17 protein-coding genes are annotated in these 20,112 nt (G+C 73.4%); 9 read left to right on the top strand and 8 right to left on the bottom strand.

Features of this window, described 5'->3' with window-relative positions; all coding sequences use genetic code 11:
* Positions 1–47 precede the first annotated feature (47 nt).
* Together AMK19_RS02165 and AMK19_RS02160 are read left to right on the top strand one after the other, a co-directional pair.
* Complete coding sequence (locus AMK19_RS02165; protein WP_073807561.1) at positions 48–788, top strand: tyrosine-protein phosphatase; 741 nt, start codon at positions 48–50, stop codon at positions 786–788.
* Positions 789–841: 53 nt separating this feature from the next.
* The gene (locus tag AMK19_RS02160; RefSeq protein WP_073807559.1) at positions 842–1,537 is read left to right on the top strand and encodes a class I SAM-dependent DNA methyltransferase; all 696 of its coding nucleotides are present in this window, start codon (positions 842–844) and stop codon (positions 1,535–1,537) included.
* Positions 1,538–1,564: 27 nt separating this feature from the next.
* Here the strand turns inward: AMK19_RS02160 and AMK19_RS02155 are convergent, their stop codons facing one another.
* Both AMK19_RS02155 and AMK19_RS34920 read right to left on the bottom strand, forming a co-directional pair.
* Positions 1,565–2,059 carry an NUDIX domain-containing protein gene (locus AMK19_RS02155; protein WP_073807558.1) on the bottom strand — a complete coding sequence of 165 codons (495 nt, stop codon included), beginning with the start codon at positions 2,057–2,059 and terminating at the stop codon, positions 1,565–1,567.
* Between the two features lie 60 nt (positions 2,060–2,119).
* On the bottom strand, positions 2,120–2,395 hold the full coding sequence (locus AMK19_RS34920) for a hypothetical protein (RefSeq protein WP_073807556.1): 276 nt from the start codon (positions 2,393–2,395) through the stop codon (positions 2,120–2,122).
* Between the two features lie 118 nt (positions 2,396–2,513).
* Here AMK19_RS34920 and AMK19_RS02145 point away from each other — a divergent pair, with 118 nt between their 5' ends.
* A complete protein-coding gene (locus tag AMK19_RS02145; RefSeq protein WP_073807555.1) occupies positions 2,514–5,057 on the top strand; it encodes a lysylphosphatidylglycerol synthase transmembrane domain-containing protein in 2,544 nt (847 codons plus the stop codon).
* Positions 5,058–5,079: 22 nt separating this feature from the next.
* On the opposite strand, the gene AMK19_RS02140 is transcribed toward AMK19_RS02145, so the two are convergent.
* Positions 5,080–5,307 carry a hypothetical protein gene (locus AMK19_RS02140; RefSeq protein WP_073807553.1) on the bottom strand — a complete coding sequence of 76 codons (228 nt, stop codon included), beginning with the start codon at positions 5,305–5,307 and terminating at the stop codon, positions 5,080–5,082.
* A 109-nt stretch (positions 5,308–5,416) separates the two neighbouring features.
* Here AMK19_RS02140 and AMK19_RS02135 point away from each other — a divergent pair, with 109 nt between their 5' ends.
* Entirely contained in the window at positions 5,417–6,952 is a 1,536-nt protein-coding gene (locus tag AMK19_RS02135; RefSeq protein ID WP_073807552.1) for an ATP-dependent DNA ligase, read from the top strand.
* Positions 6,953–6,956: 4 nt separating this feature from the next.
* On the opposite strand, the gene AMK19_RS02130 is transcribed toward AMK19_RS02135, so the two are convergent.
* From AMK19_RS02130 to AMK19_RS02120, 3 genes are all read right to left on the bottom strand, one after another.
* A complete protein-coding gene (locus AMK19_RS02130; RefSeq protein WP_073807550.1) occupies positions 6,957–7,769 on the bottom strand; it encodes an ABC transporter ATP-binding protein in 813 nt (270 codons plus the stop codon).
* 213 nt (positions 7,770–7,982) lie between these two features.
* The gene (locus AMK19_RS02125) at positions 7,983–9,008 is read right to left on the bottom strand and encodes an iron chelate uptake ABC transporter family permease subunit (protein WP_083646439.1); all 1,026 of its coding nucleotides are present in this window, start codon (positions 9,006–9,008) and stop codon (positions 7,983–7,985) included.
* 76 nt (positions 9,009–9,084) lie between these two features.
* Entirely contained in the window at positions 9,085–10,116 is a 1,032-nt protein-coding gene (locus AMK19_RS02120; RefSeq protein WP_198953154.1) for an iron ABC transporter permease, read from the bottom strand.
* Between the two features lie 305 nt (positions 10,117–10,421).
* Here AMK19_RS02120 and AMK19_RS02110 point away from each other — a divergent pair, with 305 nt between their 5' ends.
* The gene (locus AMK19_RS02110) at positions 10,422–11,477 is read left to right on the top strand and encodes an ABC transporter substrate-binding protein (protein WP_073807545.1); all 1,056 of its coding nucleotides are present in this window, start codon (positions 10,422–10,424) and stop codon (positions 11,475–11,477) included.
* A 199-nt stretch (positions 11,478–11,676) separates the two neighbouring features.
* On the top strand, positions 11,677–12,279 hold the full coding sequence (locus AMK19_RS02105) for a superoxide dismutase (RefSeq protein ID WP_073807544.1): 603 nt from the start codon (positions 11,677–11,679) through the stop codon (positions 12,277–12,279).
* 80 nt (positions 12,280–12,359) lie between these two features.
* Here the strand turns inward: AMK19_RS02105 and AMK19_RS02100 are convergent, their stop codons facing one another.
* Complete coding sequence (locus tag AMK19_RS02100; RefSeq protein WP_073807542.1) at positions 12,360–12,725, bottom strand: nuclear transport factor 2 family protein; 366 nt, start codon at positions 12,723–12,725, stop codon at positions 12,360–12,362.
* A 215-nt stretch (positions 12,726–12,940) separates the two neighbouring features.
* Positions 12,941–13,798 carry a helix-turn-helix transcriptional regulator gene (locus AMK19_RS02095; protein ID WP_073807541.1) on the bottom strand — a complete coding sequence of 286 codons (858 nt, stop codon included), beginning with the start codon at positions 13,796–13,798 and terminating at the stop codon, positions 12,941–12,943.
* An 874-nt stretch (positions 13,799–14,672) separates the two neighbouring features.
* Here AMK19_RS02095 and AMK19_RS02090 point away from each other — a divergent pair.
* The 3 genes from AMK19_RS02090 to AMK19_RS02080 all read left to right on the top strand — a co-directional run bounded on the left by AMK19_RS02090 (position 14,673) and on the right by AMK19_RS02080 (position 20,109).
* The gene (locus AMK19_RS02090; protein ID WP_073807539.1) at positions 14,673–17,693 is read left to right on the top strand and encodes an AfsR/SARP family transcriptional regulator; all 3,021 of its coding nucleotides are present in this window, start codon (positions 14,673–14,675) and stop codon (positions 17,691–17,693) included.
* A gap of 528 nt (positions 17,694–18,221) precedes the next feature.
* A complete protein-coding gene (locus tag AMK19_RS02085) occupies positions 18,222–19,322 on the top strand; it encodes an N-acetylneuraminate synthase family protein (RefSeq protein ID WP_073807538.1) in 1,101 nt (366 codons plus the stop codon).
* Positions 19,312–20,109 carry an SDR family oxidoreductase gene (locus AMK19_RS02080; protein ID WP_073807536.1) on the top strand — a complete coding sequence of 266 codons (798 nt, stop codon included), beginning with the start codon at positions 19,312–19,314 and terminating at the stop codon, positions 20,107–20,109. Before AMK19_RS02085 ends, AMK19_RS02080 begins: the two co-directional genes overlap by 11 nt.
* The last annotated feature ends 3 nt before the right edge of the window (positions 20,110–20,112 follow it).

Here is a 20,112-nt window from a genome sequence, read left to right as displayed (position 1 = left end):
TACCGGGGCGGGAGCGCGCCGGTACCGACGCATCCGGGGGGAAGCACATGACAGGGACCGCCACCACGGCCGGCACCACGGCCGAGTTGCACGAGGCCCGCCGACTCGACTGGGACGGCTGCCTGAACGTCCGTGACCTCGGCGGCCTGCCCACCCGGGACGGCCGGCGCACCCGCACCGGCGCGATCGTCCGCGCCGACAACCTCGACCGGCTCACCGCCGAGGGCCAGAACGCGATGCTCGCGCACGGTGTGCGCACCGTGATCGACCTGCGGGACCAGGTCGAGTACCGGCCGCTGCTGCCCACTCCCGACACCGTCGACCTGGTCCGCATCCCGCTCGACGCGCTGGCCGGCCCCGACTGGTGGGCCCGCTTCGGCGCCCTCGACGGCACTCCGCTGTCCTTCCGCCCCTACCTCGACCACTGCCGCGAAGCCGTCGCCCGGCTGGTCTCCGCCGTCGCCCACGCCCGGGACGGCGGCGTCGTGGTGCACTGCGGCGCCGGCCGCGACCGCACCGGCCTGGCCGCGCTCGTCCTGCTCGCCCTCGCCGACGTCGAACCCGCCGCGATCGCCGAGGACTACCTGCTCTCCGCCCCCAACCTGCGGCCGCTGTGGACCCTCCTCGACCTGCCCGACGAGGAGGCCGGCATCGCCCGCACCCTCGCCGACGCCGGCACCACCGCCGACGGGGCGCTGCACCAGGTGCTCGCCGAGTTCGACGCCGCGCAGTGGCTGCCCGCCGCCGACGCCGCCGCGCTCCGAAACCGCTTCCTCGAAGGGAACTGACGGTCCGTTAATTGGTTCGCGCGCCGGACTGCGGGCGAACCATACTGCGCCGCATGGTGGATTTCGCCCTTTTCGACACCCGCGGCTACCCGACCGTCGACGTCCGCACCGGCTACGCCGGATGGGTCGACAGCTACGAACAGACCGTCCAGGACGCGATGGACGTCGACGTCCTGGCCCGACTCGCCGTCCCCGCCTGGTCCGAGGCCGGCATCGCCGTCGACCTCGGCTGCGGCACCGGCCGCACCGGCGCGTGGCTGCGCGGGCGCGGCGTCGGCGCGATCGACGGCGTCGACCTCACCCCCGAGATGCTCGGACGCGCCCGCGAACGCGGCGCCCACCGCAGCCTCACCGAGGCCGACCTGGCCGCGACCGGGCTGCCCTCCGGGGCGTACGACCTGGCGGCCTGCTCCCTGGTCGACGAACACCTCGCCGACCTCGGACCGCTCTACCGCGAGGCCCACCGCCTGGTCCGCCCCGGCGGCCTCTTCGTCCTGGTCGGCCTCCACCCCGCGTTCATCATGTCCGCCGGCATGCCCACCCACTACGACGGCCCCGACGGCCCGGTCGCCATCACCACCCACGTCCACCTCGTCGGCGACCACCTCACGGCGGGCCTCGCTGCGGGCTGGCAGCTCGCCGAGATGCGCGAACAGACCGTCGGCGACGAATGGATCGCCCTCAAGCCCAAGTGGTCCCGCCACCGCGGGCAGCCGGTCTCGGCGGCGTACGTCTGGCGCAGGGGCTAGCCGACTCGGAAGCCGGAGTTAGCCGACTCAGAAGCCGGAGTCGGGCGCCGTCACCACGCGCGTCCGTCCGTCCGCGCGCGCGGCGAGGCCCGCTTCGAGGCGGAGGGCGCGGGCGGGGCCCAGCAGGGAGAGCGCCTCGGGGACGGTCGCCCACCGGTAGGCGTCGAGCTCGCCCGCCGGGAGCGTGATCGGGGTGTCGGCCGGGAGGACGCCGAGGTCGAAGAGGAAGTGGCAGGCGGGGTGGCCGAGTTCGCCGCTGGGGTGGGTCCAGGCGACGGCCAGCAGGTCGCCCGCCTCGCGGTGGAGGCCGGTCTCCTCGTGGAGTTCGCGGGTGGCGCACTGCTGCGCGTTCTCGCCGAGGTCGACGGTGCCGCCGACGAACTGCCAGGCGTCCCGGTAGCCGGCCTTGACGATCAGGACGCGCCCGTCGGGGTCGGTGATCAGGCAGCCTGCGGCGGCGTAGACCCGGGGCAGGGAGGCGAGCCAGTCCTCGCGCGAGGCGAACTGCGGGGCGTCGGCCATGGGGCTCCTTCGGCGGGGGTGGGTGCGGGCGGCGCCAACTCTCTCACCCCCGCCGGGGGTTCAGTGCTCCGAGTGCCGTTCCGCGCCGCGGTGCCGGTGGCCGGGCAGGTCGGTGTGGGCGGCGGGCCCGTCGGCCGGGCCGGCCATCGCCGCCATCCGGCGGCCGCCGTGGCTGAACTCGGTGTCGCCGGGATAGCCGCTGCGGGTGGCGCGTTCGGTGTCGGTGTGCAGCTGGGGTGCGAGGGGTGCCGGGTCGGCTTCCATGGTGCGGTCCCGCAGGACCAGTTCGGTGCCCTCGCGGAGCCTGATCATCTTGTCGGTCGAGCGCTTGGTCATCGCCGACCTCCCTCCATCGGACCGATATGACCATTATCAGCCCGTATGCGGCACGCCGCTCCGAATTCCCTTGACCGAAAGGCCAGCTCAGGACCCTCGCGGTGTGGGACCATGCCGCGTGGCCACGGTGATACAAGCCGACGAATCCCAGGAACAGCGCAGCGCACAGTCCGCCCCGCGCGGCGGTCACGCGGACCGGGTCCGGCACCCGGCCGCCCTGATCCGGCTGGTGTCCGGGCTGTGCTGGATTGCCCTGGTACTGCTGCTCGCGGGCTACGCCCGCTCCTCCGCGCTCGGCCTGGACACCGACGTCTCGCGCGCCGCCGATCTGCTGCCCTGGCCGCCCGTGAAGCTCGCGGCGGCGCTCTGCGGCGGCGCGCTGCTGCTGGTGCCGCTGGGGTACGCCGTGGACCGGGTGGTGTGCGCCGACGGCCGACGGGTCGCGGACGGCGTCCTGGCGGCCGTCCTCGCGTACGGCCTCTCGCTCGGCCTGGACCTGCTGGCCGGCGACCTCACCACGCTCACCCACGCGCTGCCCGGCAGCGGCGGCCGCACCGACCCGGTGTACGGGCACCTCGCGCCGGTGCTGGCGTTCATGACGGCGATCGGCACCGCCGGCCGACGCCGCTGGCGCACCGCGCTGGCGGTCACGCTGACGCTCTCCGGCCTGTCGGGGCTGGTCACCGGGTACGCCACCCCGCTGTCCCTGGTGCTGTCGCTGCTGCTCGGCTGGACCACCGCGCACGCCACCCGGTACGCCGTCGGCGAGCCGGTCGGCACGCCCACCGAGGGGCAGATCGGCGCGGCGCTCGCCGCCAGCGGGGTGCGCACCGACACGGTGCTCGCGATCGGGCCCAGCCGCTACCTGGTCACCCAGCGCGACGGCCGCCCCGACCTGGACGTTCATCTGCTCGACCGGCACGTCCAGGCCAGCGGGCTGCTCGGCCACCTGTGGCTGGCGCTCCGGCTGCGCACCGCGCCCCGCCCGCTCGGCCTGCGCCCCCTGCGCGCCGGGCTGGAGCATCAGGCGCTGCTCGGCCACGCCGCGTCCGCCGCGGGCGCGCGCACCCGGACGCCCGTCGCCGCCGTCGAGCTGGGCCCGGACGCCGCGCTGGTCGCCTACCACCGGATCGACGCCCGGCCGTTCGCCGACCTGTTCACCGAGTGCGTCCCGGCCGCTTCGGCGGACTCCGGCAGCGCCTCGGTCGCCGGCAGCCCCTCGGTCGCCGGCAGCCCCTCGGTCGCCGGCAGCGCCTCGGTCGCCGACAGGCCCTCGGTCGCCGACCCCGACAGCAGCCCGACCGACGCGGAACTGCGCGACGCCTGGCAGCAGTTGGCGCTGCTCCAGCGCCGCCGGATCGCGCACCGTTCGATCTCCCCGCAGACGGTGCTGCTGGACGCGGAGGGCAAGGTCCACCTGGTCGGGCTGGCGCGCGGCGAGATCGCGGCCGGCGACCTGCTGCTGCGGCTGGACGTCGCCGGGATGCTGGCCGTCCTCGCGGTGCACGCCGGGCCGGAACGGGCGGTGCGGGCCGCGATCGACGTGCTCGGCCGGGGGGCGGTCGGCGCGGCGCTGCCGCTGCTGCAGCCGATCGCGCTGGCCCGCGACACCCGGGCGGCGCTGGCCCGGCACAAGCAGCTGGCGGGCGAGCTGCGCGCCGAGGTGCAGCGGCAGATGCCGCAGGCCGCCACCGAGCCGGTCCGGCTGGAGCGGCTGCGTCCGCGCACCGTGCTGACCGTGGTCGGCGGGATCGTGGCCGGGTTCGGGCTGCTCCAGTTCCTGTTCGGCATGGACCGGAACCCGATCTCGCTGGTCGCCGACTCGGACCCGCTGTGGCTGACCGCCGCGGCCCTGTTCGCGGCCGTCAGCTACCCGATCGCGACCTTCGCATTCAGCGGGTTCGTCCCGGAGAAGCTGTCGTTCCGGGCCACGCTGGCCGCCCAGACCGCCGGTTCGTTCGTCAAGCTGGTCTCCCCCGGCGGCATCGGCGGCATCGCGCTGAACACCCGCTACCTGCAGTGCGCGGGCATCCCGACCGCGCAGGCGCTGTCCAGCATCGGTGCGACGCAGCTGTTCGGCCTGGTGCTGCACATGCTGCAGCTCGCCGTGTTCAGCGCGCTGGTCGGCACTGCCGTCGGCAAGGGGCCGGTGGAGGAGGGTTCGGCGTTCCCGACCGACTTGGTGCTGGTGCTGGCCGCGGTGGCCGGGGCCGTCGTCACGGTGTCGGTGGTGGCGGTGCCGTCGCTGCGGCGGCGCGCCCAGACGCTGCTACGGCCGCTGCGGGCCGAGGTGCTGCCGCGGCTGCTCGACCTGGCCCAGCAGCCCGGCAAGCTCGCCGTCGGGGTGGCCGGGCAGCTGCTGGTGTCGATGTGCTTCGTGCTGAGCCTGTACTGCTGCACCCGGGCGGTCGGCCAGCACCCGGGGTTCAATCCCGTCGCGGTCAGCTTCCTGGCCGGCAACGCGGTCGGCAACGTCGCTCCCACGCCGGGCGCGGTCGGCGCGGTGGAGGGGCTGCTCGCGGGGGCGCTGGCCTGGACCGCGGGCATGGACCGGGGCACCGCGTTCGCCGCGGTGCTGCTGTTCCGGCTGCTCACCTTCGTGCTGCCGGTGCTGCCGGGCTGGGCGGCGTTCGTCTGGCTGCAGCGCCGCCGCGCGATCTGACCGCACGATCTGACCGCGCCGGTCAGTCCGCCCGGTGGTCCTCGTCGCCCATCGTGACCTCCCGGACCTGCTCCACCGCGTCCCCCTCGTCGGCGGGCTCGGCCCCCAGCGCGCGCTGCCGCCGCAGCACCTCCAGGTCGTCCACCTCCGGCTCCACCGCCTCCCGGTCCTCCTCGGCCCCCTCCACCACGGTCGGGGTCCGCTCGTCGTCGTCCTCGGGATACTCAGGGTTCTCCGCATTCAGGCGCATACCGCCAGTATCCGGCGCAAACCCCCCGAACCCACACCTTTGGAGCGGCGGGTCTCCCCTCGCGGCTCCTACGGTGGTGGGTGGGGCCGTGCGGTGGAGGGTGGTCGGGATGTTGGTGGCGGAGGTGGCCGGGGCGTCGGGGCGGTTGGCGGGGACGGCGGCGCGGTCGGAGAAAGTGCGGGTGCTGGCGGAGCTGTTCGGGCGGGTCTCGGCGCAGGAGGCGCCGGTGGTGGTGGCGTACCTGGCGGGGCGGCTGCCGCAGCGGAAGGTGGGGGTGGGGTGGCAGACGCTGCGGGAGCGGCCCGCGCCCGCCGGCCGAGCGACGCTGGAGGTGCTGGAGCTGGACCGCCGGCTGTCCGCGCTGGCGGCCCTCGCCGGGCCCGGCTCGCAGGGCGAACGCCGGCGGCAGGTGGGCGAGTTGATGGCGCTGGCCACCGAGCCGGAGCAGCACTTCCTGCTCGGCCTGCTCTCCGGCGAGCTGCGGCAGGGCGCGCTGGACGCGGTGGCCGTGGAGGCCCTGGCGGCGGCGGTCGGGGCGCCGGCCGAGGCGGTCCGGCGAGCGCTCATGCTGTCGGGCGAACTCGGGCCGCTCGCCGGGCAGTTGGTCGCCCGAGGGCCGGCCGCACTGGACGCCTTCCGACTGACCGTCGGCCGCCCGGTGCAGCCGATGCTGGCGCAGAGCGCGAAGGACGTCGACGAGGCCCTGGACCGGCTCGGCCCGTGCGCGGTGGAGGAGAAGCTCGACGGGGTCCGCATCCAGGCGCATCGGGACGGCGACGAGGTACGTCTGTTCACCCGCACGCTCGCCGAGATCACCGCCCGGCTGCCCGAAGTGGTCGCACTGGTACGGGAGTTGCCGCAGGAGCGGCTGGTGCTGGACGGCGAGGTGCTGGTGCTGGACGAGGAGGGCCTGCCGCGGCCGTTCCAGCAGACCTCCGGCCGGGTCGGCTCGCACGGCGAGCGCGCCGAGCACGCCGAGCACCCGCTGTCCGCCGTCTTCTTCGACCTGCTGCTGGCCGGCGACCGGGACCTGCTGGACGCCCCCGCCGCCGAGCGGCGCGCCGCACTGGCCGCCCTGGTGCCGGAGCGCGCCCGGGTGCGGCGGCTCCGGGTGGACGATCCGTCCGATCCAGAACAGCGGTTGCTGGCAAGGGAGTTCACCCGCGCGGCGACCGCCGAGCACCGGCACGAGGGGGTGGTGGTGAAGTCGCTGGACGCGCCGTACAGCGCGGGGCGGCGCGGCTCCTCCTGGCTGAAGGTGAAGCCCGTCCACACCCTCGACCTGGTGGTGCTGGCCGCCGAGTGGGGACACGGGCGGCGCACCGGGCGGCTGTCCAACCTGCACCTGGGGGCCCGGCGGGCGGACGGCAGTTTCGCGATGCTGGGCAAGACGTTCAAGGGCCTCACGGACAGCCTGCTGGAGTGGCAGACCGTCCGGCTGCGGGAGTTGGCGGTCCGCGAGGAGCGGTGGGGCGTGGCGGTGCGGCCCGAACTGGTGGTGGAGATCGCCTTCGACGGGGTCCAGCGCTCCAGCCGGTACCCGGAGGGGGTGACGCTGCGCTTCGCCCGGGTGCTGCGGTACCGGGAGGACAAGCGCGCCGCCGAGGCGGACACCGTGGAGTCCGTGGCGGCGCTGCTGCCCTGACCAGTCAACTCCCCATGGCAACGCGGCGGTTGGCGGCGGGGACGACCAACGGGGTGCCGGTCTCCGGGTCCGGGATCACCCGGCACGGCAGCCGGAACACCTCCTCGACCAGGTCGGCGGTGACCACGTCCTGCGGGGGCCCCGCGGCGACCAGCCGACCGTCCCGCAGGGCGATCAGGTGGGTGGCGTAGCGGGCGGCCTGGTTGAGGTCGTGCAGCACGGCGACCAGGGTGCGCCCCTGCTCCCGGTGCAGGCGGGCGCACAGGTCGAGGACCTCGATCTGGTGCGCGATGTCCAGGTAGGTGGTGGGCTCGTCGAGCAGCAGCAGCGGGGTCTGCTGGGCCAGGGCCATGGCGATCCAGACCCGCTGCCGCTGGCCGCCGGAGAGTTCGTCCACCGGCCGGTCCGCGAGGTCGGCGACGCCGGTGTCGGTCATCGCCTCCGCCACCACCCGCTCGTCCTCCGTCGACCACTGGCGCAGCACGCCCTGGTGCGGGTACCGGCCGCGCGAGACCAGTTCGGCCACGGTGATGCCGTCCGGCGCGATCGACGACTGCGGCAGCAGGCCGAGGGTCCGGGCGACCTGCTTGGCGGGCAGCGTGGCGATCGACTGCCCGTCCAGCAGCACCTGGCCCGCCGTCGGCTTCAGCGTCCGCGACAGCGCCCGCAGCAGGGTGGACTTGCCGCAGGCGTTCGGGCCGACCACCACGGTGAAGGAGTGGTCGGGGATGTCGACGCTCAGGCCCTCCGCGATGACGCGCTTCTCGTACGCGAGGGTCAGCTCACGACCGGCCAGGCGGGGCTCGGACTGGGCCATGGGAGGGCTCCGTTCAGGACGAGGACGGACAGACGGACGGGGGGACGGGGGACGGGGGACGGGAAACGGCGGGAAAGCGCTTGCCGCAGGCAGCAGGAAAGCGCTTGCCGCAGGCAGCAGGAAAGCGCTTGCCGCAGGCAGCAGGAAAGCGCTTGCCGCAGGCAGCAGGAAAGCGCTTGCCGCAGGCAGCAGGAAAGCGCTTGCCGCGCTCGTTCACAGCCGGCCCGCCCGGCGCTGGCCGGCCAGCAGCCAGACCAGGTAGCCGCCGCCGAGGACGCCGGTGACCACGCCGACCGGCAGTTGGTGGTCGGCGAACAGGTGCTGCGCGGCGAAGTCGGCGGTGACCAGCAGCGCGGCGCCGGTGCAGGCGGAGGCGGCCAGGTTGGGGCCGGGGGCGCCGGTGAGCCGGCGGGCGAGCTGGGGGGCCGTCAGCGCGACGAAGTTGACCGGCCCGGCGGCGGCCGCGGCAAGGGCGGCGAGCAGGACGGCCGCGCTCAGCAGGGCGAGGCGCAGGCGTTCGGGGCGCACCCCGAGGCCGCTGGCGGCGTCGTCGCCGAGTTCGAGGGCGCGCAGCGCGGGGCCGCAGCCGAGCAGCAGCAGCGGGAGCAGCACGACGAGGGCGATCGCGAGCGGGCGGGCCTGTTCCCAGCCGCGGCCGTCGAGGCTGCCGGTGAGCCAGAGCACCGCGCGGGCGGCGTCCATGAGTTGGGTGCGGGTCAGCAGGTAGCCGTTGATGCCGGTGAGGATCGCGGCGGTGCCGATGCCGACGAGTACCAGGCGGGCGCCGTGCACGCCGCCGCGCCACGCCAGGGCGTAGATCGCGGCGCCGGTGAGCAGTCCGCCCGCGACCGCCCCGCCGGCCAGCGCCTGGCTGCTGCCGCCGGCCACCACGACCAGCAGCGCGCCGGTGGACGCGCCCTGGGTGAAGCCGAGGATGTCGGGGCTGCCGAGCGGGTTGCGCACCAGGGTCTGGAACAGTGCGCCGGCCAGTGCCAGCGCGGCGCCGACCAGCAGTGCGGTGGCGACCCTCGGCAGCCGCAGCTGGTTGACGATGAAGTCCTCGGCGGGGCTGCCGTCCCCGAGCAGGGTGCGCACCACGTCCCCGGGCGCGAGCGGGTAGTCGCCGTGCCCGAGCGCCAACACCCCGGCCACCGCCGCGACCAGCAGCGCCCCGGCGCAGGCGGCCAGCGCCCGCGGCCGGTACCGCATCGAGAACCGGGCGACTCGCAACGTCCTCATGCCACATCCTTCCCTCGTCGCCTCGCGCGACCGCAGCACCTGCCGGCCGCCGTCGGCCGATGAATCGTCGTCGCCCTCATGCGCGTGCCTTCCCCCGTCGTGCGAAGTACAGGAAGAACGGCCCGCCGAGGACCGCTGTGACGATGCCGACCTGGAGTTCGCCGGGCCGGCCCAGGACCCGGCCGAGGACGTCCGCGCCGAGGAGCAGGACGGGGGCGAGCACCGCGCAGTACGGGAGCAGGCGGCGCAGGTCGGGGCCGGTGAGGGCGCGGACCAGGTGAGGGATCATCAGGCCGACGAAGACGATGGGCCCGCAGGCCGCGGTGGCCGCCCCGCACAGCAGGGTGACGGCGAGGATCGCGGCGGCCCGGATCGCGCCGGGCCGGGCGCCGAGTGCGCGGGCCGCGTCGTCGCCGAGGGCGAGCGCGTTCAGCGGGCGGGCCAGCGCGAGGGCGAGGACGGCCCCGACGGCGACGAACGGCAGGACGCCGAGCACGGTGGACGGCTGCGCGCTGGCGAGTGAACCGACCGTCCAGAAGCGCATCTTGTCGAGCGAGGCGGTGTCCAGCAGCATCACGGCGCTGACGTACGAGTACAGCGTGGCGTTGAGCGCGGAGCCGGCCAGCGCGAGCCGGGCGGGGGTGGCGCCGCGTCCGCCGCCGACGGCGTAGACCAGGGCCGAGACGACGGCCGCGCCGGCCAGCGCCCACCAGATGTAGCCGGTGAAGGAGCTGACGCCGAGGAAGGCAACGGCGGTGGCGACCGCGGCGGACGCGCCGGCGTTGATGCCGAGCAGTCCGGGGTCGGCGAGCGGGTTGCGGGTGAGGGCCTGCATGACGCCGCCGGCCAGGCCGAGCGCGGTGCCGGCGAGCAGGCCGAGCAGGGTGCGCGGCAGGCGCATCTCGTGGACGGCGGTCCAGCCGGGGGCGGTCGGGTCGGTCAGTCCGTGCCAGACCTCGGCGGGGCTCAACTGCCGTGCGCCGAGGCCGAGGCTGAGCACCAGGACGGCGAGCAGCACGAGCAGTCCGGCGGCCAGGCCGAGGGCGGGCGGGAGGCCGCGGCGGGGGGTGGCGGTGCCGGGTGTCGGGAGGGAGCGGGTGATGCTCACGGGTGCTCCGGATCGGTCGGGGACTGCCGGCGCGGGCCGGGTAGGACTCAACGCGCCGGAACTTAGGTTAGGTTAACCTATCTAATGCCGCGGCAGGCAGCCTCTGCCCGTCAAGGAGCGGCGTCCGGTGCGTGCTCTCGGCGTGCCGGTCGGAAGCCCTCGTACTGGGTGTACTCGGGTTTTCGGCCGGTGCGGCGAGAGTGCGTGCAGGGCGTCGCGACGGGGCGAAGGCTGCCTGCCGCGGCACTAGCGCCTACCGCCGCGGCCAGGCCCCCACGCCCCCTGCTCCGAACCGAGGTCCCGCCATGCCGTTCTCCTTCCGCCCGACCCGTCGCGGCCTGCTCGCCGCAGGCGGCGCCACCGCCCTCGGCGCGCTGCTCGCCGCCTGCGGATCCTCCGGCGACAAGGGCTCCGGCAAGGGCGGCGGCCAGGCCTCCGGCGGCGCGAACTCCGGTGCGGACAAGGGTCCGTGGAGCTACACCGACGACCGCGGCAAGACCGTCACCGCCAAGTCCGTGCCGACCCGGGTGGTGGCCTTCACCGGTGCGGCCGCCGCCCTCGCCGACTTCGGCCTGGACAAGCAGCTGGTCGGCGTCTTCGGCGAGACAAAGACCGCCGACGGCAAGCCCGACCCGCAGGCCGGCAGCCTGAACGTCGATCAGGTCGAGATCATCGGCAACGCCTGGGGCGAGTTCTCCATCGAGAAGTACGCGGCGCTGCGCCCCGAGTTGCTGGTGACCCACATGTACGACCCGGACGCGTACTGGTACGTGCCGGACGAGTCCAAGGACAAGATCCTGCAGCTCGCCCCGTCGGTGCTGACCTCCACCGGCCGGGTGTCGATCCGTCAGCCGATCGAGCACTACGCCAAGCTGGCCGAGTCGCTCGGCGCGGACCTGAAGGCGCCCGAGGTCGTCGACGCCAAGACCCGTTTCGAGCAGGCCTCCGAGGCGCTGCGGCAGGCCGTCAAGGCGGCCGGCGGAATCAAGGTGATGGCCTGCTCGGGCAGCGCCGACCTGTTCTACGTCTCCAACCCGAAGATCTCCTGCGACCTGCTCTACTTCGCCGAGCTGGGCGTGGAGTTCATCCAGCCGGAGAAGACCGACGGCGGCGACTACTACGAGGGCCTGAGCTGGGAGAACGCCGGCAAGTACGCGGCGGACATCCTGCTGCTCGACCAGCGTTCCACCGCTCTCCAGCCCAAGGACCTGGCCGCCAAGCCCGCCTGGGGGCAGCTGCCCGCCGTGAAGGCCGAACAGATCACCCCGTGGGACGCGGTGCCGCGGTTCTCGTACGCCGGTTTCACTCCGCTGCTGGAGCGCCTGACCGCAGCGATCCAGAAGTCCCGCAAGCTGGGCTGAGACCGTTCAGCGCCGGGTGGCGGGCCGCCAGGACGGCCCGGCGCCCGCACGTCCGCAGGCCGGCCGGGCGCCGCCCGAGGACATCCGGCGACACCCGACGCCACCAGCCCTTAATGCCCCATCAGTGCTCCTGCAAAAGAGTTGCAATAAGGTGGCCCTCGCAACGGATCATCCGTCGACCGAGAGGGGCTGCTCAACCATGGGTGCCTACACGCTGCCTGACCTGCCCTACGACTACTCCGCCCTGGAGCGGGCGATGTCCGCCGAAATCCTGGAGCTCCACCACTCCAAGCACCACCAGGCGTACGTCAACGGCGCCAACCTGACGCTGGAGCAGCTCGCCGAAGCCCGCGACAAGGAGCAGTTCGGCTCGCTGGTCGGCCTGCAGAAGACCCTGGCCTTCAACCTGTCCGGCCACGTCCTGCACTCGCTGTTCTGGCAGAACCTCTCCCCCGAGGGCGGCGACCGCCCGGAGGGCGCGCTGGCCGACGCCGTCACCGAGCACTTCGGCACCTTCGAGGCGTTCAAGCAGCAGCTCACCACCGCCACCGTCGGCGTCCAGGGCTCCGGCTGGGGCATCCTCTCCTGGGAGCCGCTCGGCAAGCGCCTGATCGTCGAGCAGGTCTACGACCACCACGGCAACGTGGGCCAGGGCACCGTCCCGCTGCTCGCCTTCGACGCCTGGGAGCACGCCTACTACCTGCAGTACAAGAACGTCCGCCCCGACTACGTCACCCGCCTGTGGGACGTCGTGAACTGGCAGGACGTCACCACCCGCTTCACCGCCGCCACTTCCGCCTGACGACTGCCCCGCAGACGACCGACGGCACCCGACGACCCTGAACTCCCCGGGGCCGCGCGCCACTTCGCGTGCGGCCCCGCTCAGAAGTCGAGGAACTGGTGGTCGCTTCTGATCAGCCCGTCCTCGGTGAACACCACGAAGTCGAATCCGACGGACACCACCGCCCCCGAAGCGCGCTCCACCATCTCCCAGCCGAACCGCACCGTCCCGTGGTGCCCGTCCGCATGCGGCGCGGCCCGGAACAGGTACTCCCCCGGCGCCACCCACCTCTCGTACGCACCGCCGATCCGCGCCTCCAACTCCTCGTGCCCGCACACCACTTGCCAGGGCGTGAAGTGCCGCGCATCCGGCGCGAACATCGCCGCTATCCCCTCCCGCCGCACCACCGGATCCGGCTCGTGCCACAGCCGGACGTAGCGCCGTGCGAACTCGTTCGGATCAGTCATGGCCGTCCTTCTCCGTAGCTTCCTCGATGTGGGGCCGGCGTCGTGTCGCCCGAACCCGCCGCTCACCCGCCCCGGCGGCACCTGCCTGCCGGCGACGGCCCGGTCTCTCCCGGGGGTTTCCCGGCACCGGCGCCCGGTCGCTCCCACGGGCCTCCCGGCGTCTGCGCCGATGACCGGCCCGGCCCGGTTCGCGGCCATTCTCTCGGCGGCGGCGGTCAGGGCGTTGAAGATTCTTGCTCGGTTCCCGCCGGGGAGTCCGCCCGTCGCAGCGTGGCCCGGACGACCTTGGGGAGCTCGCCGGCGTACTGGCGGAACACCCGGGTCAGGTGGGCCTGGTCGGCGAAGCCGTGCTTCGCGGCCAGTTCGCGCAGCGGCCGGCCGCCGTCGAGTTCCTCCACCACCGCACGCACCCGCAGCTGATTGCGGTAGCCGGTGAGGGTGCGCCCGGTGACCGCCCGGAAGACCCGGCTGAGGTGGAACGGGGAGCAGCCGAGCTGCCGGCCGAGCTCCTCCAGTCCCAGGTTCGGCGGCCCGTCGATCAGTGCGGCACAGGCCCGGTGGGCGAGTCTTCGGTGCGCGACGGCGGTCGCCGCGCGGGCGGGCTCGCGGACGGCGCAGGTCAGTCCGGCGACCAGGCGGTTGGCCCGCTCCGCCACCTCGAACGGCTCCGCGCCGGCCCGGCAGGCGGCGACCAGGCGGCGGTGGGCGAGGTCCAGGCGCGCGTCCACCGGCAGCACCCGCGAGGCGGCCGCGCCCGGGCACTCGCCGTGCACGTCCTGGTGGAACTGGAGCACCGTGCTCAGGTCGGGCGCCCGGGCCGGGCGGGCGACGGCCGCGTCGTCCCCGCAGCGCAGCAGGAAGCCCGTGGTCGGGTCGACGAGGTCCTCGCGGTCGCCGCTGCGCAGCACCAGGCACCCCGAGCGGATCAGCGAGACGACGAGCACCGCCCCGTCCGGCTGCCCGGTCGCGGCCGTCCTGAACGAGCGGTGGTCCTGACAGCACGCAAGCTCGGTGATCCGCAGACCTGCCTGCTGCGCCAGGCAGGTCCGTGCCGCCTGGAGATCCTTTGTCATGCCGCCCTCCTCGGTGTTCGAACCAATTCCTCGGACCAGCAGTCTGGTCGCGGCCGGGAGCGGGAACCCGGGCCGATGGGGCGCTTGGCGCGGACCAATTCAAAGATGACTCAAACACGCCAAAAGGCTGGACAAGCGATCTCGCCCGCCGCGCCTTTCCGGAATCCATTCCGCCGGAACGGAATTCAACCAACGCTGCACGATCCCCGCCCCATACCCCCACCGAACCGCCCGCAGGATTTGACCCCACAACCCGCACATTACGCTTTACAATGACCGTGGAAACACCGTCCTGCCTGATCACGGCACCTGCGACAGCGCCGCCCCGGCCCGCTCCGCATTACCTCGCCCATAGGCGCCCGACCGCACTTCGGGGGGAGCGGGACGGGCCATGTCGGCGACTGCCGAGAATACGCAAGCAACCTGCAAAATCCGACGGGCCGCAGCGGCCGGCGCCCCGCCCGGCCGCTGCGGGGCACCGACTCCGCCGGGGAGTCCGCAGGCCGGGACAGGGGCGTCGAGCACTGCCTCTGTCCGGGCGCGGGCCGTCCGCCGTCCCGCCGGACATCCCGACGAACACCACGAAAGGCTGCGAACACGTCACCGGCCGCATAAGGCCCGAACTGCATTTAAACGGACTTAAGTTTGGCATGCATACGTCCGTGTATGCTGGCTTGGCTCCTGGCATGTGCCACGGGCGAACAGGGGGTGTGAGTCTCACATGGAGCACTTGCAGGGAAATTCCACCACAACGGGAACCGCGACCGAAAATGAAAGTGCCACGGGTTATTGGCGCTTCGGACTCCTCGGGTCGCTGGAAGTCACCTCGGACACGCACCAGCGAAAGCAATTGGGTGGCTCGAAGAACGAGAAAGTGCTCGCCATCCTGTTACTGGAGTCGGGACGAGTCGTTCCCACCACCCGCCTGACGGCGGCACTGTGGGAGGAATTCCCGCCGCGCACCGCGACCCACCAGGTCCGCAAGGCGATCGGCGAACTCCGGCTCCGCATACCGAAGAACGTGGCGCGGATCTGCACCGAGGGGCCCGGCTACCGGCTCCAGCTGGAGTCGGCCCGGGTCGACCTGCACGAGTTCAAGCGGGAGCTCGAACTGGCCCGGCAGGCCGACCCGTTGAACTCCGCCGCCGTGGCGGGCCATCTGCGGTCCGCCCTCGCGCTGTGGCGGGGCGAGGCCCTGGCCGGAATCAGCGGCCGGATCATCGAGGCTGCGGCGACCGCCCTGGAGGACAGCCGGCTGGCCGCCTACGAGTGGCTGTGCAACGTCCAGGTCAATCCCGACGAGGCCGCCACCACCGTCTCCGAGCTGCGCGAACTGGTCGACCGGCATCCGCTCCGCGAGTCGCTGCGGCACGCGCTGATGCTCTCCCTGTACCGCAGCGGCCGGCAGGCCGAGGCGCTCGCGGAGTACAACCGGGCACGGGAGCTGCTGGCCGACGAACTCGGGATCGACCCCGGCGCCGCGCTCAACAACCTGCACGCGGCGATCCTCTCCGCCGACCCCGCGCTGCTGGCCACCGCGGAGCCCGCGCCGTCGCCCGCCGATCCCGCCGCACCGGGTGCGCCGGCGGCCCCCCGGCCCCCGGCCGCCCTCCCGGCCCCGGCCGCCCCGTCCTCCGTCGCCCCCCTCGCGCCCACGGGCTGGCCGCGGCAGAACCTCGGCACCCCTCCCCCCAGCACGCTGCCCTACGACATCGACGACTTCACCGGCCGGCAGGAGGAACTCGACTGGTTCACCGACCTGTTGAAGACCCCGGGCCCCGCGCCGCGGCTGATCGCCGTCGACGGGATGGGCGGGAGCGGGAAGACCTCGCTCGCCGTGCACCTGGCGCACCGCATCGCGGACAAGTTCCCGGACGGGCAGGTCTTCGTCGACCTGCACGGCTTCACCCCGGGCTGCGAGCCGCTGCGGCCGGAGGCGGTGCTGGACGTGCTCCTGCGCAGCTTCGGCGTCAACGGCGACCAGGTGCCCGAGGGCCTGGCGGAACGCACCGCGGCCTGGCGCACGGCCTGCGCGAACCGCAGGCTCCTCCTCGTCCTGGACAACGTGCTCGACGAGACGCAGATCCTGCCGCTGATCCCGTCGTCGCCGAACTGCCTGGCGATCGTCACCAGTCGCCGCCGGCTGGTGAACCTCGACGGCGCCGCCCAGCTCTCCATCGGGCAGCTGCCGCCGGAGGAGGGCGTGGCCCTGGTGGAGCGGATCGTCGGCGTCGAGCGGTGTGCGGCGGAGCCGGAGGCCGTGGCCCAACTGGTCAGCCTCTGCGGCGGGTTGCCGCTGGCGCTGCGGATCGCCGCGGCCCGGCTGCGGCACCGCCGGCACTGGACGTTCGGGCATCTGGTCATGCGGCTGAGCGTGCGCCCGACCGGTCTGGACGAGTTGAGCACCGGCGACCGCGACGTGGTGGAGAGCCTGAAGCTGTCCTTCCTGGTGCTCCGTCCGGAGCAGCAGCGGGCGTTCCGGCTGCTGGGCCTCAACCCGGGTTCCGACATCGAGGTCGGCGCGGCGGCGGCGCTGTTCGGGACGGCGTTCGAGGAGGCCGAGCGGATCCTCGAGTCGCTGATCGACGTGCACCTGCTGGAACAGCCCGAGTTCGGCCGGTTCAGCTTCCACGACCTGGTGCGGGACTTCGCCCGCAGCCTCGCCGCCTCCAGTGCCGAACCCCAGGAGGACGCGGCGCGGTTCGCCGCCCTGGTGGACTACTACGTGGCGGCCGCCGAGGCCGCCGCCGACGTGCTGTTCCCCGGGCGGCTGCGCTATCTCGCCGAGCCGGTCCCGGCCGAGCCGTACGTGCTGCCGGCCTGGACCCCTCAGCTCGCGCTGAAGTGGTTCGACCGGGAGCGCCGCAACCTGATCGCCCTGCTGCGGGCGGCCTCCGACGCCGGGCTGCACCGGCAGGCCGCGGGCCTGCCGCGCAACCTCGGCGCGTACCTGACCCTCCAGGAGCACCCGCAGGAGCTCCTGGAGGTGAACGAGATCTCCGTCGCGGCCGCCCGGCGCCTGGGCGACAAGCTGCTGCTGCGGCTGAGCCTGACCAACGCCGGCCTGGGCCACTGGCTGTCCGGGCTGTGCGGCCGGGGGATCAAGTACCTGGAGGAGGCGCTGGAGCTGGCGATCGAGATCGGGGACCGGCACGGCCAGGCCGCGTGCCTCAGCCGCCTCGGCTCGTTCCACAACTCGCTGGGCCGGTCGCAGGAGGCGCTGCACTACCTGCGCCGGGCGCTGCCGATCCTGCGCAGCCTGTCCGACCACCGCGAGGAGGCCAACGCCCTCAATGCGATCAGCTCCGCCCTCAACGTGCTGTGCCAGCACAAGGAGGCCGAGAAGGCCGCCTTCATGGCGTTGAAGCTGGGCCGGCAAATGAGCAACCTCAGCGACGAGGCGCTCGCCCTGCTCAACATCGCGGAGGCCCAACTCGGCCTGGCGGAGTGGGAGATGGCGATCCACCGGTTCCAGCAGGCGGCCGATACGTACGCCCAGCTGCGCAACACGACGATGGTCTGTGTGGTGGACGCCTGGCGGGCGTACGCGCTCCGGCGCGCCGGGCACGCGAAGCAGGCGATGGACCTGGCCGAGCGGGTGCTCGCGGTGGAGATCGGCTCGCCGATGCGCCGTGCCGCCATCGCCAACCTGCTCGGCGCCGTTCTGCTGCGCGAGGGGCACGAGCAGCGCGCCGAGGACCAGCACGAGTCGGCCCGCCGGGACGCCGGGGCGGTCGAGAACATCTTCGAACTCGCCCTCGCACTCGACGGCCTGGCCGCGGTCGCGCTGCGGAGCGGCCGGCCCGGCGCGGCCGCCGCGTCCTACGCCAAGGAGGCGGAGGCGCTCTTCGCCCGGATCGGCACGCCGGTGTGCTGCCGCCGGCAGGCCGAATAGCCGCTCCCCGGCAGGCTGAACAACCGTCCCCGCATCCCGTTCCCGGCGCTCCGCCTCCCGGCGCGCCGTTCCCGGCCCGTCGTCACCGAGCAGGTGGCGGCGGGCCGGCCGTTTCCGCCGCGCACGGGGGATCCGCGGGGAAGGCGGCCGGCCCGCCGCGGTCAGTGGCCGGAGGGGATGAGGTTCGGACTCGGGTTGTCCGTGGTGGGCCCTCCGCCGAACGCCTGCTCCCGGCCCGTCGAGGCGGCCCCGATCCCGGTGGTGGGAAGGGGAGTTGCGGCCGCGAGGGAAGGCACTCGGTGGGTGACGCGACGCATGACTGGAAGCTCCCTTTCCGTGGTGTGTGTGACGTGCGTGACCACGCTCGCACAGAGAGGTACCGATCGAGTCCTGTTCGAGCGCCGCTCGATCCCGGTGCGGGCTCCGCCCCCGGGAGCGGACTGGTACGGCCGCGGGACACCGCCTTGCGACGGTTGGCGCGCTCAGAAGGCGAATCGAGTAGAGCAAGAGCAAAGGAACGTGACACAGATGCGGGAATTCCATATCGGTGGCCACCGGATTGCCGATGACACCGACGCCTATGTGATCGCCGAGATCGGCCACAACCACGGTGGCAGCCTCGAACAGGCCGAGGCCCTCTTCCGGATGGCGGCCGAGGCCGGCGCGAGTGCCGCGAAGCTCCAGAAGCGCGACAACAAGTCCCTGTTCACGCGGGCCATGTACGACCAGCCCTACACCGGGCGCAACTCCTACGGCCCCACCTACGGCGCGCACCGCGAGGCGCTGGAGTTCGGCCTCGACGAGTACAAGCACCTCTCCGGCGTGGCTGCGGAGCTCGGCATCGACTTCTTCTCCACCGCCTTCGACCTGCCGAGCGTCGACTTCCTGGCCGAGCTCGACCTGGCCGCGATCAAGATCGCCTCGGCGGACCTGACCAACACCCCGCTGCTGCGCTACGCCGCGCAGACCGGCAAGGCCCTGGTGGTGAGCACCGGCGGCGCCACCATGGCGGAGGTCCGGCGCGCCTGCGAGGCCATCCTGCCGATCAACACCAACCTGGCCCTGCTGCAGTGCACGGCCATCTACCCGGCCACCCCCGAGGACCTGAACCTCTCGGTGATCCAGACCTTCCGCGAGGAGTTCCCGGAGGTCGTCGTCGGCTTCTCCGGCCACGACCTCGGCCCCGAGGCGAGCCTGCTGGCCTACGCCCTCGGCGCGCGCGTCGTCGAGAAGCACATCACTCTCGACCAGACGCTGCCGGGCACCGACCACGCGTTCTCGCTCAACCCGGTGGAGCTGGCCGAGCTGACCGCCGGTCTCCGCCGCGCCAAGGCCGCCCTGGGCTCGCCGATCAAGCGCTGCAGCGAGACCGAGGCCCCCGCGGTGCGCAAGATGGGCAAGAAGCTCGTCGCCGCGCGCGCGCTGCCGGCCGGCCACAAGCTCACCGCCGAGGACATCGCCTGCAAGTCGCCGGGCGACGGCCTCAAGCCGTACCAGCTGGAGCAGGTCATCGGCATGACCCTCTCGGTCTCGCTGACCGAGGACGACGCGATCCTGCCGGACCACCTGGCCGCCGGCGACGCGCTGACCGCGCTGATCGAATCCGAGGCCGGCACGCATGCCGATTGACCTGACCGGCCGGGTGGCCGTGGTCACCGGCGCGGCAGGTCGGCTCGGCACGGTGTGGAGCGGCGCGCTGCTCTCCGCCGGGGCCGACGTCCTCGGACTCGACCTCGGGGCGTCCGTCCCGGACGCCCTGGCCGACCTGCCCGCCGGCTCGGGGCGCTACCTGCCCCTGGCCGCCGACGTCACCTCGCGGGCCTCGCTCCAGGAGGCCCTCGCGACCTGCCTGGACGAGCTGGGCAGCCCGACCATTCTGGTGAACAACGCGGGCATCGACCACCCGCCCAGCGCCGAGCGGGGCGGCTGGACCTTCGCCGACGTCCCGGAGGAGTCCGTCGGCAGCATCCTGGACGTCAACGTCCGCGGCGTGCTGCTGATGTGTCAGGTCTTCGGCGTCCACATGGCCGAGCAGGGCCGCGGCTCCGTGATCAACATCGGATCGCTGTACGGGAACGTGGCCCCCTACCCGCCGCTCTACGACCACATCCCGCTCGACCCGCCGTTCCTCAAGCACCCGGCCTACGGCATGTCCAAGGGCGCGGTGCACAACCTGACCCGGTACCTGGCCGCGTACTGGGGGGCGGACGGCGTGCGCGTCAACACCCTGTCCCCCGGCGGCGTGCTCGGCGGCCAGGACCCGGAGTTCCGGCGGAAGTTCGCCGAGCGGGTCCCGATGGGCCGGATGGCGGTGGACGGCGACCTGACCGGTCCGCTGCTGTTCCTCGCCTCCGAGCTCAGCGGCTACGTCACCGGACAGGAACTGCTGTTGGACGGCGGCTATGTCAGCTGGTGACCG

It is taken from the genome of Kitasatospora sp. CB01950 (genome assembly GCF_001905465.1).
Lineage (GTDB): Bacteria > Actinomycetota > Actinomycetes > Streptomycetales > Streptomycetaceae > Kitasatospora.
The sequence above is the reverse complement of the archived record's forward strand: the minus strand, read 5'-3'. Positions and strand labels throughout refer to the sequence as shown.